We start from the raw sequence: 18396 nt of genomic DNA, 5'->3' as shown, positions 1-18396 counted from the left end.
CAGCCGCGCCAGCGCGCATCAGGTCCTAGCAGCAAGCGGTGCAGCCTTCGACCGGCGACCGTTATCCTCTAGCCGCGCTCTCGACTGATTCGGCCGCTAATTCAAGCGACAAGCTCGACTGTCGCTCCGGTCGCGTCGATCAGGTGGACACGTTCGACCTCGGTGCGGGGCAGCAGGGCACGAATCTCAGGCTCCGACATCAGGCTGAAGGCGGTCGAGAGCGCGTCTGCCGCCGTTGCATTGCCGGCGACCGTGGTCACGCTGCGATAGCGCTGCGCACAGCCGCCGTCGTGCGGATCGAACAGATGATTGAAGCGGCCTCGCGGATCGAAGCGGAAGCCATAGGCGCCCGATGTCGATACGGCGCGATCGATGATCGGAAGCAGTGCAGCGGTCCGGTCGGGAATGTCCGGATCGGCGATTGCGATCTCCCAGGGCTGAGCGTCCGGCCGCGCGCCGATGGCGCGGGCTTCGCCCATGTCGACCAGGCTGTGCTGCACGCCCTCGCTGCGCAGGAGCTCGACGATCCGGTCCGTGACATAGCCCTGCGCGATGCCATTGAGGGTGAGCGCCATGCCGCGCGGCATGACGATGCGATCGCGGCTGACGCTCAGCCGCTGATGGCCGACCCGCGCCAGCGCCTCTTGCACGGCCGCTTGCGGCGGCCCGTCGGGATTGGCATTCGGGCGCGAAAAATGATCAGCATAGAGCGTCCACAGCGGTTGCACCGTCGGGTCGAAGCGGCCGTCGGTCATCGCGGCGTAGCGCTGCGAGCGTGTGAGGATGTCGACCAGCTCGGGCGCGGGGTCCACCAGCACGCCGGTGCGGTTCAGCGTCACCAGCGCCGATTGCTCCAGATACAGGCTGAACAGGCGCTCGAGCCGCCGGGCTTCGCCGATCGACACCGTGATCAGCCGTTCGGCTTCCTGCCGGTCGCGGTGATGAAGCTTGATCGTGGCGACGGCGCCGAGCAGCGTGCCGCGCCATTCGACCGATCCGCTTGTGCTGTCGGCCGCCTGCGCCCAGGAAGGAGCAACCGCGAGGCCCGCCGATGCGGCGCTGATGCGGATGAAGCGCCGGCGCGAGAGGTGAAGTGTCATCGCTGGACTCCCGTGGTTTGCTTCGAACCCGGCTCGGCCAGACCGGCGTTGTCGTCGGCGGAGCTCAGCACGTAGTCGCGGGGCACCTCGGTGAAGCCGACGATGCGGCCGCCGTGCTCGGCAGCGAACCGCTCGGCCGCGGTCCGATCCGAGAACGGCACCGCCTCGTCGCTGCCCATGCCGCTCCTGACCCGGCTGCCGATCACGAACACCGCCTTGCGCGCCTCGACCCAATTGTCGGCGCCCGGATTGTCCCAGCTCGCGGCTTTGCCCATGTCGGAGACGTAGATCGCCTGGATGTCCTTGGGCTCGTCGGGCAGCATCGTGAAGGCGATGGCGTCACGCGCGGAGGAGAACCACACCGGCTCGATCAGGCTGGCGGCGAAGATCTGTCCCTTGGGGCCAGAATGCTCGAGCAGATTCATGCCGCAATAATGCCCGATCGCCTCCGCCGTCAGCTTGATCGGCGGCGGCGGCGCGGCCGCCTGCCTGTCGTTGCAGGCGGCAAGCGCAAAGGCGGCGATGAGCAAGCCGGCGAAAGCGAGGCGTTTCATAGCTCCCTCCGGGAGAAGGCCAGCGCGGCGCCGGCGAGCGGCACCAACGTCCAAAGCACCAGCGCTGTGAGCAACACCTGCACCGACAGCGTGCTGCTGCCGGCGAGCCCGGCCATGCCGGAGAACAGGCTGACATTGGCGAAGCCGGTCAGGTTGAACAGCCGGTAGGCGTCGGTCGGGTTGAGCAGCAGCAGCGCGCTGAGCACGCCGCTGGAAACGTTGCGGCCCTGATCGATCACGAGAAGGCCGAGCAGCGCCATGTCGTAGATCAGGACGAGCACGAGCCACAGACCGATGCTGACCCCCGCTGCGGTGCCGCGGTCGCGCACCACTGCGCTGACGAGATAGCCGATCGCGACGAACACCGCGCCAAGCAGAACGGAGGAGCCGATCATCGCGGCGAAGGCCGCGAGCCCGTCACTGTCGAAGTGACTGCCGGCGATCAGCAGCGCTACGGCAGCGGCGCCATAGCCGAGGCAGGTCGCGAAGGCGAGCACCGCGAGATGACCGAGGAACTTGCCGAGCAGCACCTGCCAGCGCGCCACGGGATAGCTGAGCAGCAGCAGCATGGTGCCGCGCTCCATGTCGCCGACGATGGCGTCGTGCGAGATCAGAAGCGCGATCAGCGGGATCAGGAAGATGGTCAGGCTCGACAGGCTGACGATGACGACGTCGAGCGCGCGCGCGCCCACGGTGCCGGTCGGTGCGCTGCCGAGAAAGGTCAGCGACAGCGCGAGCCCTGCCAGCAGCAGGGTCGACGCCAGCACCCAGCGGTTGCGGATCGCCTGCTGGATTTCCTTCGCGGCGATGGTGATCACGGCATTCATTGCGAACGCTCCGCGTGGCGCAGGAAATGCGCGTAGAGCTCGTCGAGATTGGGCGGGATGAGCTCGAGATCCTGCACGGCGGTGCCGTCGGCCGTCGCACGGCGCAGCAGAGCGATCTTCTCGTCCGGCGCCGCGTCGATCTCGACGATGTGGCCATTGACCCGACGATAGGAGGTCGTCTCTGGCAGCCACGAGGGCCGGCCGGATGGCGGCAGCTCAGCGACCTTGACCCGGATCCGGGTCGGCAGTCGCGCGAGGCGGCGCAGTTCGTCGAGCGTGCCGTCGGCGACCTTGAGTCCCTTGTTCATGATGATGACACGGCCGGCCCGCTCCTCCAGCTCGGTCAGCGCATGCGATGACAGCAGCACCGTCGTGCCCTCGGCGGCGAGCTTCTGGATCACCTCGTAGAACGTCTGGCGCAGCTCGGGATCGAGACCGGTGGTCGGCTCGTCCAGCAGCAGCACGCGTGGCCGGCCGATCAGCGCCTGTGCCAAGCCGAGGCGCTGGCGCATGCCCTTCGAGTAGGTATTGACGCGGCGTCCGGCAGCGTCGCCCAGCCCGACGACATCGAGCAGCGCCAGCGCGCCCTTCACAGGCTCGCGCTTGAGGCGGGCGTAGAAGCTCTGCGTCTCGCGGCCGGTGAGCGCGGCATCGAAGGCGACGTTCTCCGGCAGATAGCCGAGCCGACGCCGCGAGGAGAACTCGCCCGCGGCCGGGTTTTCGCCGAGCAGCGCGATCGCGCCCTTGGTCGGTCGGATCAGGCCGAGCATCATCTTCATCAGCGTGGTCTTGCCGGCGCCGTTGTGGCCGATCAGGGCCACCATCTCCCCGGCCGCGAGATCGAACGACACGCCCTTGACGGCTTCGACCTTGCCGTAGTGCTTGATCACGTCGGCGATATGGACGGTCGCGCTCATCGGGCGCTGCTCCTAGCGGCAGTGCGGCGCGCCGGCGGTGGCGACATCAGCGGATGGCTGTCGACCACGCCGCCGGGCAGGATCGCCGGGAACTGCGCCTGTGCCCAGCGGATCACCTGCACGGCCGGACTGTTGATCAGGACCTTGGCGGCCGGCGCGGTCCACAGCACGCGGTCGATCAGATCATTCGGCCGGTAGGCGGTGTCGGCAACGCCGTCGCCGTTGAGGTCGAAGCCCGGGTTGTCGCTCCAATAATTGCCGCGGCCGTCTTTCGACCAGTCGAGATGGCGGGTGCCGACATACTTGATCTGGCTGGCATTGTTGACGAAGGCATTGCCCCTGATGTCGTTGCCCTCGGAGCCGGCGGTGAAGTGAACGCCGATCTCGCAGCCCTCGAACCAGTTGTCGGTGATATGGTTGTTGTTGGTGTTGTAGATGAACACGCATTTCTCGGGACCGGGACGGGCGCCGGCGGTCGGCGTGGCCGTGCTCGCATCGGCCTGCGGCACGCCTTCGTCGGTGCCGCGGTTCTCCGCGGTGGCCCAGCGCTCTGCCGGCTGCAGCCCACCGATCACGCTGTTGCCGGCGATCTGCGAGCCGTTGGCCGCGTTGAACAGCAAGCCGCGGTCGCGGTCGTGATCCGAGACGTTATCCCTCACGACGAGCGCCTTGGAGAACATCATCGCATAGCCGATGATGTTGCGGGTCGAGACGTTGCCGGAGATTTCGCTGTCGTTGGTGTACATGAAGTGGACCGCGAAGCGCAGGTCGCTGAAGCGATTGCCGCTGAAGACGTTGTTGCGGCTGGTGATGGCGAACACGCCATCGCGGCCGTACCGGAATTGGTTGTCGATCACCTTGGCGCCCGGCGCGTTCCAGACGGAGACGCCGTTGCCGGTGACGCCGCCGCGCGTCGCGCGCAGGCCGATGATGCTGTTGTGGCGGACCATGGCATTGGCTGATCCGTGCAGATAGACGCCGAACAGATTGCCTTCAATGCGGTTGTTCTCGATCACTGCGTCGTGCGCGGCCTGCTCGACGAAGATGCCGGAATCCATCTTCTCCAGCGCGCGGCCGGATCCGTCGATCGCGAGGCCGCGAATGACGGTGCCCGGCGCCGCCACGGTGATGACGCTGCCCTCGCCACCACCGCTGATCACGGCGCCCGGAGCCCCAGCCAGCGTCAAGCGGTGGCTGATCCGTAGCGGTCCGCGATAGGTGCCGGTGGCGAGCGCGATCTCGTCGCCGTCGGCGGCGCGGTCGAGCAGGGCCTGCAGGTCGGTGTTGTCAGCTCCGACCTGCAGAGTCGCCGCCCGGGCGTAGAAGGGCAGGCCGGCGACGACGAGCGCCGCCAGCCCCAGAGTCTTGATATGGCGCATGCGCCGCATCGCTCACGCGTTCCGCGGCGAGACCAGCATGCGTCCGCGCATTTCCATGTGCATGGCGTGGCAGAACCATGTGCAGAAATACCAGTACACGCCGGGCTTGTCGGCGATGAACGTCACCGACGAGGTCTGCTGCGGATCGATCTCCATGTTGACGCCGTAGTTGACGATGCAGAAGCCGTGCACCAGATCCTCGACGTCGTCGATGTTGGTGACATAGACCGTCACCTCGTCGCCCTGCTTGACCTCGAACTTCTCGAGCGCGTAGGCGGGCGCGCTGGACCACATGTAGACGCGCACCTTGTTGCCGTCGCGGATCACCTTGGCGTCGCTCTCCAGCGTGACGCCGTCGGCTGCGGCCTGCTTGCGGGCGTCGGCGAAGAACGGGTCGTCGCGTTTCCAGATCGAGGTCACGCGGCCCTCGAGCTTGGAGCGGTGCACGATCACGGCGTCATGCGGCTCAGCGAAGCTCGGGCCGTCATGCACCAGCTCCATCTTGTCGCCGGAGATGTCGATCAGCTGGTCGTTCTCCGGCTTGAGCGGGCCGACATTCAGGAAGCGATCCTTGGAGAACTTGTTCAGCGACAGCAGCCATTTGCCGTCGGCTTCCTTGGTCTCGCCCATCGAGGCGTGGTTGTGGCCCGGCTGATAGTGGACGTCGAGCTTCTGGATGATGGGGTTGACCTTCTCGCCCTTGAAGGCGCGCTTGGCGAGATCGAGGCTCCATTTGCAGACCTGGCTGTCAAGGAACAGCGTAGTGTAGGCGTTGCCCCGGCCGTCGAAGGCGGTGTGCAGCGGCCCGAGGCCGAGCTCCGGCTCGGCCACGACGACGTCGCGCGGCTTGATCTTGTCGTCGAACAGGTTGTCGATCAGGCGGACGTCGATCACCGTGACCGTCGGCGCCAGCTTGCCATTGGCGACGACGTGGATGCCATCGGGGGCCGTGTTGAGGCCATGCGGACTGTTGGAGACCGGCACGTAGCGCGTGTAAGGCGATCCTTTGCGGCCGTCGATCACGGGAACGCCGTTCATCTCCTTGAAGTCGCCCTTCTTGACGGCCTCCTCGATGCGCTTGATGTTGAAGATCGTGACCCAGTCCTGTTCGCTTGCCGTCATCTCGGCCAGGGTGACGCCCTTCTCAGAGTTGTAGCAGGTCGAGAACGCATATTTGCCCTGGTAGTCGCAGTCGGTGTTGTCGAGATTGCCGTCGACGATCACCTGCCAGGCGACCTTCATGGTGTCGCCGTCGACGGCCGAGAACATCGACCAGTATTTCGACTTGTCGTCGAGCACCTTGCCGTCGTTCGGCAGCGGCACCTCATATTCGCCGTTGCAGAAAACGTAACCGGTGCGCGGGAACTTCTGCGGACGCATGCCGTGGATGGTGTACTGGTTCGGCAGCTCGATGATCTTGTCGCATTTCATCACGTCGGTGCGAATGCGGGCGAGGCGGGTGTTGGCCTTGTCGTTGATGAAGACGTAGCGGCCGTCATAGGTGCCGTTGGTGAACGACATGTGTGGATGGTGGCAGTCGCCGTTCATCCAGATGCCGAGCCTGTCCTTGAGCCGCTCGCGCGTCTCGGGCAGCAGCCCCTCGGTCATGATCTTGCGGCTCTCGTTGGTCTGGCCCCAGCCGGTGGCGCTGCACCGGTTGAAGACCGGGATGCGCATCAGCTCGCGCATCGACGGCATGCCGACGATGCGAAGCTCGCCGGTCTGGCCGCTGGAGAAGAAGACGTAGTATTCGTCGAGCTGACCCGGCGCGACCTCGGCCTTGCCCCCGCTCTGTCCAGCTCGCGCCTGCGCCGCGGCCGGTGTGGTCTCGATGCTCTTGCCGAGGCCGATGCTGCCGGCCACGCCGGCCGCGCCGAGCGCGGCGGTGCCGACGATCTGTCGGCGGCTGAGTTTCGTCTGGTCGTCGTCGTGCGCCATCGTCGTCTCCTTATGATGGATGAGTGAGATCGTTGGATTGGGCCGGCGCCGTCGTCGGCCGACCGGCATGGGTGATCACGGTCTTCGGACCGGATTTGGCGGCGCGCATCGACGGCGATGACATCGCCTCGAACTTCTCGCGCTTGAGCCGGACCTGGATCATGTGCGGACAGCGCTGATCGTCGTAGTAAAGCTCCTGGCAATGCATGCAGTAGATGCATTCATTGACATTGATGTGTCCCTCGGGATGGATCGACTGCACCGGACATTCCTTGGCGCAGCGCTGGCAGGGCGAGCCGCACTCCTTCCAGCGACGCAGCCATTCGAAGGTGCGGATGCGTCCGGGAATCGCCAGCGCGGCGCCCAGCGGGCAGAGATAGCGGCAGAAGAAGCGTTCGATGAACAGGCCGATGCCGAGCAGCGCCGCGGCATACAGCACGAACGGCCAGCTGCGCGAGAATTTCAGGATGATCGCGGTCTTGAACGGCTCGACCTCCGCGACCTGCTCGGCGAGCGCGACCGAATAGAGCGACAGGCCGAACAGGCCGAGGAAGATGATGTATTTGATTGGCCACAGCCGCTCATGCAGCCCCCAGGGCACCGTGATCTGCGGCACCTTGAGCCATTTTGCCACTGTGTTGGTCAGCTCCTGCAGCGCGCCGAACGGACAGAGCCAGCCGCAGAACGGCCCGCGGCCCCAGAACAGCAGTCCAGCCGCCGTTGCCGCCCACAGGATGAAGATCAAGGGCGCCGCGAGGAAGAACTCCCAATGGAAGCCGGTCAGCAGCGCGTTGACAAAGGTGACGACGTTGACGACCGAGAGCTGGGCGTTGGCGTACCAGCCGAGCCAGACCAGCACGAACAGCAGATAGGCGCGGCGCACCGAGGTGTAGAGCCGGGGACGGCGCACCAAAATGTTCTGGAAGAAGAAGATCCCTGTGAGCGCGGCCAGCGCCAGCGCGGTGATGCCGATGGAGACCGTCTGCGAGCGCCAGATGCGCATCCATAACGGCTCCTCGGTGTCGTCGGCGACCGGTTGCGCCGTGGTCGGGGCGGGACGCGCGGACGTCGCCTTCGCTGCCGACACAGCGGGGCGCGTCTGCTGCTTCAAGTAGGCGTCGGGCACCGTGTAGTCGACATCGAATGTCAGGAACGCCTTGTCGTGGCTGCCTGTGCTTCGTTGCACCAGGAGCTGGAGCTGCCATGGCTCGGTCGGGTCGAGCGTGAATTCGGGCGGCGTGACGAACAGTCCGATCTCGCGCAGGGCAGGGGCGCCGGCGGCGGCCAGCGCACCGAGTCGCATGTGGTTCTTGTCGCGGAACCGTGTGCTTCCGCCCTCCTGCAGCACCTCGATACGGTCGAAGATGCCGCCTCGGACATAAGCGGAGCCCTTGAACGAGTAGACGCCGTCGCCGGCGACGACGATCGCCTGCTGTCCGGGCTGCAATCGCTGCTTGAGTCGCTGATAGCCCTCGTCGCCGAGCAGGCTGCGGCCGATGGTGGGCACGCTGGCCATCGCCACATAGAGATCGATGAAGGTGTCGCCGGCATCGCCGGGCTCCGGATTTTGCGCCGCCGCCGCATTGCCCGACTTGGCGAACGCGTCGTTGACGTCGCCGATGCTGAGATGCAGGCGCCGCACCGAGCCGTCGCCGAGCAGGCTGCTCCAGTCGCGGATCTCGCTCTTGTCGGGATCGACCGTCTTGGTCACGCCGGGCTGCGCTCCGGCGGCGCTCGCCGCTGAGCCGGCGCCGATGCGGCCGCTGCGGATCAGGCGCGTGGCGGCGCGCACGATGCTGTCGTGCATCACCAGCACGGTGACCGTGGCACCTGAGACGATGTCGGCCTGCGGCGCATGTTCCGCGCCTTGCGCAATCGGCATCATGTCCTTGCCGAGCAGGCCGTTGAGTGCGGCAACGATGCGTGGCTGGGGAATGCCGATCAGCACGATCGGCTCTTTGTGATCGACCAGCTTCAGCCCGGTGATGACGCCCTTGGGATCGATGCCGACGAGGATGTGGATCGGCTTGCCCGAATAGCCGACGGAATTGGCGAAATCGGAGTTGAGATAGACGTAACCCTTGAGCTGATCGCCGCGATACACCGGCATGATCGGCGGCTCGCCTTGCGGCACGCCGAAACGATCCGCATCCGGGAACAGCTCACCCGGCGTGATCTTCGAGAGGTAGGTTGCGAGATCGCCGGCCGCATGTGCTGCGCGCGGGGCCGCGATCGCGCAGAGCCCGATGAGGATTGCTACCAGGATAGCAGGCATGCGCCACCGATTGGTGGCGACATCACTCGCAACCATGATCACCTCAAGCGGAACGGACGGCCCGCGAAGGGGCCGTATTCCAGTCAGGACTGTTTCGGGGAAGGAAGGATCGTCGCCATTGACAATCCCTGAGCAAATAGAGTCGGGCTAAATTGACTCCTTATCGTGCCGGTTGTCTAGTGGGTCGCAATCCGACGGACGTTGCGCTGGATCAAACAAGCCAGGACAATCAGGCGGACCATCATATGTTGTTGACACGCACGCTCTCGCTCAAGTCGGAACCGGCCGGGAACCTGCATTCGATCGACGAGCTGTTCGCGCTCGCCAATGCGATGGAGCAGGAGGCGGCCGATCGCTACGACGAGCTGTCCGGAGAGATGCAGCGTCAAGGCCGGCTCGATCTGGCCGCTGTCTTCGCGAGGCTGGCCGCGGCCGAGCGCGAGCATGTCGACAGTGTCGCGCAATGGTCGCAAGCACGAACGGGGCGTGCCCCCGATGCGTCGCTGGTGCGCTGGCAGCCGCCGGAGACCTTTGAGCCCGAGGCGACGCGCGAAATCCAGGCCTCGCGGCTGATGACGCCGTACCGCGCGCTGTCGATGGCGGTGCGCAACGAGGAGCGGGCCTTCGCGTTCTGGTCCTATCTCGCGGCATTTGCCGATGATCCCGAGGTCAAGAGGGCGTCCGAGGCGATGGCGCGAGAGGAACTCGGTCATGTCGCGACGCTGCGCAAGGAGCGGCGCCGTGCCTATCATCTTGAGACCGACGCCAGGCGCGCGGCGTCGGTGGCGTCGGACGCCGGCACGATCGACGCCGGCCGGCTGGAGCGTCGACTCGCCGAGTTGCTCGACGCGATGGCTGCGCGCGCCGCTGGCCGCCCGGCGGATCGCGTGCGCGAGCTTGCGCAGGAAGCCGCGGCAATGGCATCGGAGGTTGCGGACCTGTTGCGCCTGCCGGCTGGGCTCGCGCAAGCCGATGCAGCCGTGCTGGCGGAGGCGCTCGCGGACGCGTATCTGGAGCATGCGGAGCGAGCGACCGAACCGGACCGGCTCGATCTGATGCAGCGGCTGGCGTCGCAGGCGATCGCCCGGCTGGCCTGGCTGCGGTCGCTCGGTTGAGTCCGACTTCAGAACTCGGCGAAAGAGGCGAAAGACAAGGGTCGCCCAGCCAAGCTGGACGACCCGATCATCATGAGGCTCAGTTGCGGGTCGGCACCGGCACGGCGGTGCGGTTCGCCGGCACCGTGACGGGCTGGAAGGAGAATACGTCGCGGCTGCGCGGATCGACGGTCACCTTGAGCCAGCGCACGTCGTTGTTGCCGTTGCCCTGATTGTCGCCGAACGTTTCGACGCGAACGAAGTTCTCAAGCCTCTGGCCGGCACTGTTGAGGAAGGGCTGGTCGATCCGGAAGTAATGGGAATCGCCGTGGACGTAGGCGACCGGCTTGCGGAACGCCTCGACTTCGGTGCGCAAGGCGGTCAGAAAGCTGACGAAGCCATCGGGCTGCCCGTCGGTTTCGGCGAGCGTCCTGGGATCGCGCAGCGGCGCGCGCGTCGGATCGGCCTGGTCCCAGCCCGGGTTGCCCTGGGTGATGAACATCACGGCGGCGGAGTTGCGCCTCTTGGCTTCCGCGAAGGTCTGTTGCATCCACAGAATCACGGCCGCGTTGCGCGCGTTGTATTCGTCCGGATCGGGATTTGTGTCGCAGAGATTGTTGCAGGATCCCTGGATGTTGAGGGTCGCGTAGGTGACCCGGCCAACGGTCCAGCGGCGATTCTCGACGCAGCCGACCTTGGTGCCGTTGGCGCTCAGACACAGCGGATCGGTCTGCACCTCCTGGCGCAGCTTGCGCTGGCCGAGCGAGAACGGCGTCGAGAAGAACACCTTGCGCTCGTAATCGAGCCGGTCGCGCGAGTTGAAGCCGCCATTCGAGGGGCGATCGCAATCGACCCAGTCATTGTCGCCCGGGGTGAACATCGCGGGCGCCTCGAGGCTGTTGAAGAAGGCGAGCGCCTGGGCGTAGAGGCCGGCGTCGCAGGCGGAATTGGAGCCCTGCTTCAGGTCGCCATCGTGCGCCGTAAATTTCAGCCGATGGGCGTTCATGTCGGCGATCAGGTTGGGGACGCCGACGGTGGCCTGCAGCGTGGAGTAGGGCAGGTCGCCCCACAGGCCGATGGCGTAGCTGTCGTCATCGTCGTCGAAGCCATGGTCGTGCGCAAGGCTCGGCGCGGCAGCGGAAAACGCCAGCAAAGACACCGTGACGGACAATGCGAGCAATTCATGAAAGGCAGATTTGAAAGATGATCGAAGTGACATTCTGCAAGATCCCCCAAGACCTCGGTTGCACCGCGCAGCTTCATTCAAGCGGCGGCGGGACGATGCGGAGGCTCGATAACGGGGGCGTGACGATCGGCTGACAATCCGCTGACGGCGTCACGATGTTGCAATTCGGTGCACCATCAATGTCGTCGCCGCGCGCAATGCGCAGATGGCCCGCCGCAATGTGTGCGGCGGGCTGTTCTTGACAGCGGCAGACTCCCGGTCGATCAGCGGTCGTCGCCGTATCCGTGCTCACCGTGGTCGTGATGATGCCAGCCGCCGTCGTGATCGTGATCGCCATCGTTATCGCCGAAGGCGAACAGATTCATCAGGTCGCCGATCGCAGGACGGTTCTTCGGGACATAGCGGTTGTCGTCCCGGTCATGGATCGGATTGGGGAGCCGGTCGCGGCTGACGGCGGAGATCGTGGGAAGCCGCCAGTTGCGCTCGATGAATTTCAGCAGCGAGACGTGATCGTAATAGGTGTGGTCGACATGACCCTTCTTGGCCAGCGGCGAGACCAGGATGAAGGGAATGCGGGTGCCGTCGCCGAGGAAGTCCACCGGCTGGACATAGCCGGAGTCATAGTAGCCACCGCCCTCGTCCGTCGTGATGAAGATCGCGGTCTTGGCCCAGAGCTGCGGGTTGGCCTTGACACGATTGATCAGGGCCTCGAGGAATTTTTCGTAGAGGTCGGTGGTCGAATCGGCGGGATGCCCGGCGAGCGCCTCGAACGGACGCACGAATGACACTGCGGGCAGCGTGTTGTTCTGCACGTCCTTCACGAAGGCGCCGTAGTTCTGCAGCTTGGCTTCCTCGGCGGGGTTCTTCATGATGTTGTTGAAGCCGGTGAGCGGGTCGCAGATGCCGCAATAGGAGTGGAACAGCAGCGGCACGCCGTCGACGCTCTTGGCGAAGGTGGTGGCATCGTCACCGCGGTCGGCGCTGTAGTATTTCCAGGACACGCCTTTTGCGGTCATCACGTCGGCGATGGTCGGCGCGCTCTGCGGCGGCAGCACGAACTTGTCCGAGCCGAGGGCATTCGGCTTGGCGCTGGTCTGGTTCCAGAACATGCTGTAGTTGTTGACGAGATAATAGTGGTTCGGCGCGCAGTTGTTGCTATAGACGCCGTTCTTGAAAAGCTGCTCGTTGACGGCGGCGACGCCGGGCGCGCTGGGGTCCGAGCAATTGACGTAGGAGCCGCCGCTGTAACCGTCCTGCTTGTAGTAGTTGTTGGTGCCGGGAACCGGATCCGGGTTCTCGATCTGGTTGGCGTAGGGCACGGCGGGGGCGCCGTTCAGCGTCTCGGGATTGGTGAAGAACGCGGCGTGGCCGGTCACGAGCGCCTGGAAGTTGGCTCCGGTGCCGCCCATGATCGCCTGATGATAGTTGTCGCTGATCGCATACTCGTCGGCGAGCTGCTTGAAGAACGCTGCGTCACCGGGCTGGGCCTTGCCGGCGGCGTCGGTGAACGGGTTCATATTGTAGAAGCCCATCGAGATGGCGCCTTCCATCGGGTTGAACCCGCCGGCCGGATAGGGCTGACCGTTCGAGCCGGTGCCGATGGTCTGCTCGACCCACACGAATTTGTCGTGCTTGCCGCCGTCGATGTCCTGCCACATCTGGAAGAAGCGGTGCACCGGATCTCCGGTGTAGGCGGCATAGGAGACGTATTTCGAAATCTGGTACGGGCCGTTGGGAAGATTGGCCGGGAAGCGGGTGTCGAGGACGTTCTGCGGCAGGCCGATCCCGTAGGTGGTGTAGGGCTGCGGAAGTGTCGCATAGGCGCCGGTGGACGCGGTCTCGGCAGTGTAGCGAACCTCGTCGCGGCCGATCCGTTGCTCCGCTTTCTTGAAATGCCGGCCCGGCGTGCCGTCTTCGTTGACGATTCCCTTGCTGAGCAGATTGTCGATCGTCTGACCCGCCTTCGGCTTGTAGGTGCCGAACAGATTGTCGAAGGTGTGGTTCTCGCCGACGATGATGATGACGTGCTCGATCGGGGTGCTGGTCGCCGCCCCGGCGAAGGCTGGTGCGACGCTGGTCGCGGTGAAAACGGCGGTGGTCGCAAGGGCGAGCGCCTTGGACCGAGTGACTGTTCTGGTCATGAGATCTCCGGACGGAGGAGGGTGGTGGCGCGCATGCTGATGGCCGCTTGCCTGCGACGATCTATCGCGGCAACAAATTGCAACGTGGTGTCGGTCTTGCTTCGGTTTTGTGAAATGCGCCGAGCAGCGCGGATACTGGACACGCACGTCACAGCACCAGCTTGGCAGCGCGTGTGCCGCCAGGAGCTTGACTCCATTGCTGTCGGGAGCCAGCGCTCGCCGGGCTATGGACCGGTGATACTGGTCAGAGCTGGCCGGGCACCCAGCTCAGCGCGAGGGCTTGGCCTTGCGCGATCTGGCTGGCCGACATTTTGGATGCGACGGCGTTGCGAAGCCGCAGGAAGTAGCTGCGCTGGGTCGACTTGGCATGTCCGGCAGCAAGGTTCAGCCATTTGTAGGCGAGCACGACGTCCTGTGGAACGCCATGACCCTTGTCGTACATCAGGCCGAGCATCGCTTGGCCGAACGGATTGCCGGCTGCGGCGGCCTGGCAATAGAGATCGCTCGCGACCTCGTAGGCCTGCGGGGTTCCAAAGCCGTTTTCATACATGAAGCCGAGCATCGCCTGAGCGCGTGGATCGCCGCGCAGGGCAGGCGGGGTCAGCACGCGCACGGCGCGGACGAAGTCGCCGCGCGCATAGGCGATGCGTGCGGTGCTGACCGAATCGGCGCGAACGGGCGAGGCGAGTGCTCCCAGCAGCAGGGTGGCTGCGGTGCACGCGATGGTGAGGCGCCCCATCGTCGGCAGGATCACTTGGCTGGGGTCAACGGGTGGTGCGGACACGCAAATCATCCGTGATGCTCGCTCCGACTGATCCGCGGAGCTTGGAACGGAGTTCTTCTGCCACCTGATGCGCATCGCTGCCGTCGCGAATGATCTGCGGCCGGATGAAGATGATGAGCTCGGTGCGTGTGCCCTTCTTCCCCTGATGCGAGAACGCATCGCCAAGAACCGGAATCTCGTCGAAGCCCGGAATGCCGTTGCGATTGCCGGTCTGCTGCTCGCTGATCAGGCCCGCCAGCAGCACGGTCTGGCCGTTGGCGACCGAGATGGCGCTCTTGACCTTGCGCTGCGACACCGTCGGCGTGAGACTCGTGGCGGTCTGGGCCGCGACGTTGCTGATCTCCTGCTCGACCTCGAGCCGCACATTGCCGTTGGCGGCGATGCGCGGCACGACGCGCAGGATGATGCCGGTGTTGCGATAGTCGATGGTGTTGACGACAGTGTTGCTCGACGACAGTACGGTCGCGCTGCCGGTCGATACCGGCACCACGTCGCCGACCTGCAGGGTGGCGGTCTGGTTGTTGATCACGACCAGCGAGGGATTGGAGAGCACCTTGACGCTGGTGACGGTATGGAGCGCGTCGAGGATCATGTTGGGCGAGGCTTCGTGTCCGATCAGGAAGTTGAAGCCGGGCAGAGCGCGGTTGATCAAGGCCGTCGTCGCCGCGGATGTCGTGGCCGTGGCCACCGACGTGGCTTGCGTATTGGTGATCGACCCTTTGTCGGTCCCGAGGCCGAGCACTTTGCTCGAAAGATAGGCCTGCACGCCGTAGGACAGCTCGTTGGTGAGCGTCACTTCGGCAATCGTGGCGTCGATCCCGACCTGCAGCACTGGCTGGTCGAGCTGCTGCAGCGTGCTGGAGATGATGCGGTAGTTCTCGCGGTCGGCATAGATGAGCAACGAGTTGTTCACCGTGTCCGGGGTGATCCGGACATTCGGCATGATGGCCTGGCCTCCGCCAGCACCACTGCTGCGTGGCTCCAGCCCGGTCGAGGACGGCGTACTGCTGGAGGACGACGTGCTCGAAGATGACATGCTCGGGAGACCACCGCCCTGGGACCTGCTCGTCGGATTGGCGCTCGAACTCGATGAGCCGGCTGCATTGGTGTTGAAGGACAGCCGGTCCGCGACGGACGTCGTGGTGCCGTCGGACCCCGGCGCGGTCTGGCCGTCGGTGCCGTCGGTGGAGGACGAGCCGGCGCCGCCGAACATGTCGGTGAGCACCTTGGCGAGCTGGCGCGCGTCGCCGTAGCGGACCCGGTAGACGTGGACGCTGGTGCGCCCGGAGTCGGCCTGATCGAGCCGGCGGATCCAGGTGGCCGCGCTCTGCAGCAGCGCCGGCTTGCGCGTCACGACCATGATCGCGTTCAGGCGATTGACGACCTGCAGCTTGACGAGATTCTGGCTCAATCCGTTCTCGCCGGAGTCCATGATCTTCTCCAGCTCCGCCATCAACGGCTCTGGCGCCGAATTGCTGACCGGGAAGATGCCGACGGACTGGCCGCGCATCCAGTCGACGTCGAAGCTCATCACGGTTTCGATCGCGGAGCGTCGCTCGGCTCCTGTGCCCTGGATCAGAAGCAAGTTCCGGGTGGTGTCGGCGCGCACGCTGCCGGCGCGGGTCGCGAAGCTGTCCATCAGCTTGAGGATCGTCTGCGCACCGACATATTGCAGCGGCACGACGGAGACGCCGTAGCCGGGCTCGGCGCGGCCGGCCTCGCCGTCGACGCGTCCGGCGCCGATGGCGTCGCCGAGCGGGGTCAGCTTGTAGCCGCCGCCTTCACGGACCAGCACGACGCCGGACAGGCGCAGCGCGCTCTCCAGCACGAACAGGATGTCGGATTTCGGCACCGGCCGCGCCGACACCAGGCTGACGCTGCCCTGCACGCGGGGATCGATCGAGTAGCCCGCGCCGAGGATGTCGCCGATCACGACCTTCGCGACCACTGCGATCGGTGTGTTCTCGAAATTGAGGTCATAGCCCTTGCCATCGGCCGCCGGAAGCGGCCTGACCTCGGCGACCTCCTGAACCGTGGTCCCCTGATATGTCCGCGCGCTCGCGCGCTCGACCTCGGGGCGTCCCTGGATCGACGCGACCGGTCCATTGTCGCGCGGCAGGATATCGAGCGAGCGCACCTTGTCGATGACGTCGACATCGGCCGGCGCGCTGGCCTGGGAATTGAGCGTTGCCATGTTGCAGGAGGCGAGCAGCACCGCAATCGCCAGCAGCGAGGCAGGTCTGACAACCGCAGCGGACTGGCTTCGATTGCCGATACGAAACATGGACTTACCGATCTACTCGTGTTGACCGGCCGAAACGCAGCAGCGCCTCGTTTTGACCGCGCAGCCTGCATAGCGGTCCAATATGACACTTATGTATAATTGGCGGCTGCCGCCCGACCTTTGCGCCGCATGTGTGTCGGAAATGTCGGCGCCTCCGGCATTCGTACAGCCGTCATGTTCGCGATCAATAACGTGGGTCACCAGTAGCGGCGTGCCGAGACGTTGGACCCGGCACGGGACCATCCGGATCACGCCATGAGCGGTACACTGTCGACCCAATTTCATGCCTATCTTCGCGAGCGCCATCCCCAGGCGGCGGGCGAAGGCGGAGCTGCGGGCGAAACGCAGATCGCGCTCTGGGACAGGTTCGGCCTGACCGCTGACGTTTTCGCGGAGGAGGTCGCCGGCTTCACCGGACTGGAGCGCGTCGCGCTGCGCGAACTGATGGCGGCACTGCCCGCGGTGAGCGAGTTCTCCGACCGCTTCCTCCGCGAGGTGCTCGGCTATCCATACAAAGATTCTGACGGCGCCGCCGTGTTCGCGATGGTCGATCCGACCGATCAGGCGGTGCGGCGGGCCGCCGAACTGGTGCTCGGCCCGCAGACTCTCTTCAAGGTCGCCTCGCATGAGGATATCGCCGTCGTCCTCGACCAGCGGCTTGGCGATTCCGACGACGCCGAGATCTCGCCGGCACAGGAGATCCGTGACGACGACATCGAAAGTCTGCGCGATCTCGCCAGCGGCGCGCCGGTCGTCCGCGCGGTGAACGATCTGATCGAGAAGGCGGTGGAGATGCGCGCCAGCGACATCCACATCGAGCCGTTCTCGACCGGCCTCGTGGTCAGGCTGCGTGTCGACGGCCTGTTGCGTCCGATCGCGGCGCCGGCCGGCGTGCTGCCGCAGGCAGTGATCTCGCGCATCAAGATCGTCGCCGGTCTGAACATCGCCGAGCGGCGCCTGCCGCAGGACGGCGCGGCGCGCATTCGCGCCGGCCGGGCCGAAATCGACGTCCGCGTCGCGGTCATGCCGACCCAGCACGGGGAATCGGCGGTGCTGCGCATCCTGCCGAAGGATCGCTCCCAGCTGGTTGCGAGCCGCCTCGGCCTCGCGACCCGCGACGACGCTGCACTCCGGCGCCTGATCACGCTGCCGCACGGCATGATCGTGATCACGGGGCCCACCGGCAGCGGCAAGACCACGACCTTGGCGACGATCCTGTCCATGCTCAACACGCCGGAGCGCAAGATCCTCACTGTCGAGGATCCGGTGGAATATGAGATCCCCGGCATCAATCAGTCTCAGATCAAGCCGGCGATCGGGCTGACATTTGCGAGCGCGCTGCGCTCCTTCGTGCGTCAGGATCCCGACGTCATCATGGTCGGCGAAATCAGAGACAGCGAGACGGCGCATGTCGCCGTCCATGCTGCGCTGACCGGCCATCTGGTGCTGACGACGCTGCACACGGAAACCGCCGCGGCGGCGGTGCCGCGCCTGCTCGACCTCGGCGTCGAAGGCTTCTTGTTGCGGTCGACCCTGCGCGCGGTGATCGCGCAGCGGTTGGTGCGCCAGCTCTGCGATCACTGCAAGACGCCGAAGCCGCTCGATGAGGACACCTGTCGCCAGGACCCACGCCTCGGTCATCTTGGCCTCGTCCCCGGCGACATCACCTGGCACCCTAGGGGATGCGAGCGATGCGGCCAGAGCGGCTATCGAGGCCGGGTTGGTGTGTTCGAACTGCTCGAGCTGAGCAGCGGTCTGCGCGAGCTGATCGCGGATCGTGCCGACGGCCTCGCGATCGATCGGCTGGCGATCCGGGAAGGCATGACGACTATGCTCGATGACGGTGTCGCCAAGTGCCGTGCGGGTGTCACGTCGGCCTCCGAGCTGCTTCGTGTCCTCGTGGCGCGGTGAGGTGGA

At 65.6% G+C, this 18396-nt stretch carries 13 protein-coding genes; 2 read left to right on the top strand and 11 right to left on the bottom strand.

What is annotated here, in order from left to right:
* Window positions 1-101 precede the first annotated feature (101 nt).
* Genes ACQR0W_RS23760 through ACQR0W_RS23730 form a run of 7 tightly spaced genes read right to left on the bottom strand, consistent with a single transcriptional unit; the run spans window position 102 to window position 9026 of the window.
* Window positions 102-1100, bottom strand: a complete 999-nt coding sequence (locus tag ACQR0W_RS23760) for an FAD:protein FMN transferase (RefSeq protein WP_316187167.1) — start codon at window positions 1098-1100, stop codon at window positions 102-104.
* Window positions 1097-1654, bottom strand: a complete 558-nt coding sequence (locus tag ACQR0W_RS23755) for a nitrous oxide reductase accessory protein NosL (RefSeq protein WP_315717454.1) — start codon at window positions 1652-1654, stop codon at window positions 1097-1099. Before ACQR0W_RS23755 ends, ACQR0W_RS23760 begins: the two co-directional genes overlap by 4 nt.
* On the bottom strand, window positions 1651-2481 hold the full coding sequence (locus tag ACQR0W_RS23750) for an ABC transporter permease (RefSeq protein ID WP_316170908.1): 831 nt from the start codon (window positions 2479-2481) through the stop codon (window positions 1651-1653). Before ACQR0W_RS23750 ends, ACQR0W_RS23755 begins: the two co-directional genes overlap by 4 nt.
* The gene (locus ACQR0W_RS23745; protein WP_316170907.1) at window positions 2478-3398 is read right to left on the bottom strand and encodes an ABC transporter ATP-binding protein; all 921 of its coding nucleotides are present in this window, start codon (window positions 3396-3398) and stop codon (window positions 2478-2480) included. The genes ACQR0W_RS23750 and ACQR0W_RS23745 overlap by 4 nt, the downstream gene beginning before the upstream one ends.
* Complete coding sequence (locus tag ACQR0W_RS23740; protein ID WP_316170906.1) at window positions 3395-4786, bottom strand: nitrous oxide reductase family maturation protein NosD; 1392 nt, start codon at window positions 4784-4786, stop codon at window positions 3395-3397. The genes ACQR0W_RS23745 and ACQR0W_RS23740 overlap by 4 nt, the downstream gene beginning before the upstream one ends.
* Window positions 4787-4789: 3 nt before the next feature.
* Complete coding sequence (gene nosZ, locus ACQR0W_RS23735) at window positions 4790-6715, bottom strand: TAT-dependent nitrous-oxide reductase (RefSeq protein WP_316170905.1); 1926 nt, start codon at window positions 6713-6715, stop codon at window positions 4790-4792.
* A 10-nt stretch (window positions 6716-6725) separates the two neighbouring features.
* On the bottom strand, window positions 6726-9026 hold the full coding sequence (locus ACQR0W_RS23730) for a 4Fe-4S binding protein (protein WP_316170904.1): 2301 nt from the start codon (window positions 9024-9026) through the stop codon (window positions 6726-6728).
* A 209-nt stretch (window positions 9027-9235) separates the two neighbouring features.
* Here ACQR0W_RS23730 and ACQR0W_RS23725 point away from each other — a divergent pair, with 209 nt between their 5' ends.
* Complete coding sequence (locus tag ACQR0W_RS23725; RefSeq protein WP_316170903.1) at window positions 9236-10105, top strand: ferritin-like domain-containing protein; 870 nt, start codon at window positions 9236-9238, stop codon at window positions 10103-10105.
* Between the two features lie 79 nt (window positions 10106-10184).
* Here the strand turns inward: ACQR0W_RS23725 and ACQR0W_RS23720 are convergent, their stop codons facing one another.
* The 4 genes from ACQR0W_RS23720 to gspD form a co-directional block, all read right to left on the bottom strand.
* Window positions 10185-11303: a hypothetical protein gene (locus ACQR0W_RS23720; RefSeq protein WP_316170902.1), complete on the bottom strand. Its 1119-nt coding sequence runs from the start codon at window positions 11301-11303 to the stop codon at window positions 10185-10187.
* Between the two features lie 230 nt (window positions 11304-11533).
* Window positions 11534-13411: an alkaline phosphatase family protein gene (locus ACQR0W_RS23715; protein WP_316170901.1), complete on the bottom strand. Its 1878-nt coding sequence runs from the start codon at window positions 13409-13411 to the stop codon at window positions 11534-11536.
* A gap of 244 nt (window positions 13412-13655) precedes the next feature.
* Window positions 13656-14204 carry a tetratricopeptide repeat protein gene (locus ACQR0W_RS23710; protein WP_316170900.1) on the bottom strand — a complete coding sequence of 183 codons (549 nt, stop codon included), beginning with the start codon at window positions 14202-14204 and terminating at the stop codon, window positions 13656-13658.
* Window positions 14176-16479: a type II secretion system secretin GspD gene (gspD, locus tag ACQR0W_RS23705; RefSeq protein ID WP_316170899.1), complete on the bottom strand. Its 2304-nt coding sequence runs from the start codon at window positions 16477-16479 to the stop codon at window positions 14176-14178. Before gspD ends, ACQR0W_RS23710 begins: the two co-directional genes overlap by 29 nt.
* 255 nt (window positions 16480-16734) lie before the next feature.
* Between gspD and ACQR0W_RS23700 the strand changes: the two genes are divergently transcribed.
* Entirely contained in the window at window positions 16735-18390 is a 1656-nt protein-coding gene (locus ACQR0W_RS23700; RefSeq protein ID WP_316170898.1) for a GspE/PulE family protein, read from the top strand.
* Window positions 18391-18396 lie beyond the last annotated feature (6 nt).

Origin of the sequence: Bradyrhizobium sp. HKCCYLRH1034 (assembly GCF_051168375.1) — a bacterium.
GTDB lineage: Bacteria > Pseudomonadota > Alphaproteobacteria > Rhizobiales > Xanthobacteraceae > Bradyrhizobium.
Note: the sequence above shows the minus strand (reverse complement) of the source record. Positions and strands in the feature narration are given on the sequence as shown.

What these genes read in the sequence shown, in the direction of transcription:
- ACQR0W_RS23720 (WP_316170902.1), bottom strand. Translation starts at nt 11,303, where the DNA reads ATGTCACTTCGATCATCTTTCAAATCTGCCTTTCATGAATTGCTCGCA.
- ACQR0W_RS23730 (WP_316170904.1), bottom strand. Translation starts at nt 9,026, where the DNA reads ATGGTTGCGAGTGATGTCGCCACCAATCGGTGGCGCATGCCTGCTATC.
- ACQR0W_RS23725 (WP_316170903.1), top strand. Translation starts at nt 9,236, where the DNA reads ATGTTGTTGACACGCACGCTCTCGCTCAAGTCGGAACCGGCCGGGAAC.
- ACQR0W_RS23710 (WP_316170900.1), bottom strand. Translation starts at nt 14,204, where the DNA reads ATGATTTGCGTGTCCGCACCACCCGTTGACCCCAGCCAAGTGATCCTG.
- ACQR0W_RS23750 (WP_316170908.1), bottom strand. Translation starts at nt 2,481, where the DNA reads ATGAATGCCGTGATCACCATCGCCGCGAAGGAAATCCAGCAGGCGATC.
- ACQR0W_RS23740 (WP_316170906.1), bottom strand. Translation starts at nt 4,786, where the DNA reads ATGCGGCGCATGCGCCATATCAAGACTCTGGGGCTGGCGGCGCTCGTC.
- ACQR0W_RS23700 (WP_316170898.1), top strand. Translation starts at nt 16,735, where the DNA reads ATGAGCGGTACACTGTCGACCCAATTTCATGCCTATCTTCGCGAGCGC.
- ACQR0W_RS23715 (WP_316170901.1), bottom strand. Translation starts at nt 13,411, where the DNA reads ATGACCAGAACAGTCACTCGGTCCAAGGCGCTCGCCCTTGCGACCACC.
- ACQR0W_RS23760 (WP_316187167.1), bottom strand. Translation starts at nt 1,100, where the DNA reads ATGACACTTCACCTCTCGCGCCGGCGCTTCATCCGCATCAGCGCCGCA.
- nosZ (WP_316170905.1), bottom strand. Translation starts at nt 6,715, where the DNA reads ATGGCGCACGACGACGACCAGACGAAACTCAGCCGCCGACAGATCGTC.
- gspD (WP_316170899.1), bottom strand. Translation starts at nt 16,479, where the DNA reads ATGTTTCGTATCGGCAATCGAAGCCAGTCCGCTGCGGTTGTCAGACCT.
- ACQR0W_RS23755 (WP_315717454.1), bottom strand. Translation starts at nt 1,654, where the DNA reads ATGAAACGCCTCGCTTTCGCCGGCTTGCTCATCGCCGCCTTTGCGCTT.
- ACQR0W_RS23745 (WP_316170907.1), bottom strand. Translation starts at nt 3,398, where the DNA reads ATGAGCGCGACCGTCCATATCGCCGACGTGATCAAGCACTACGGCAAG.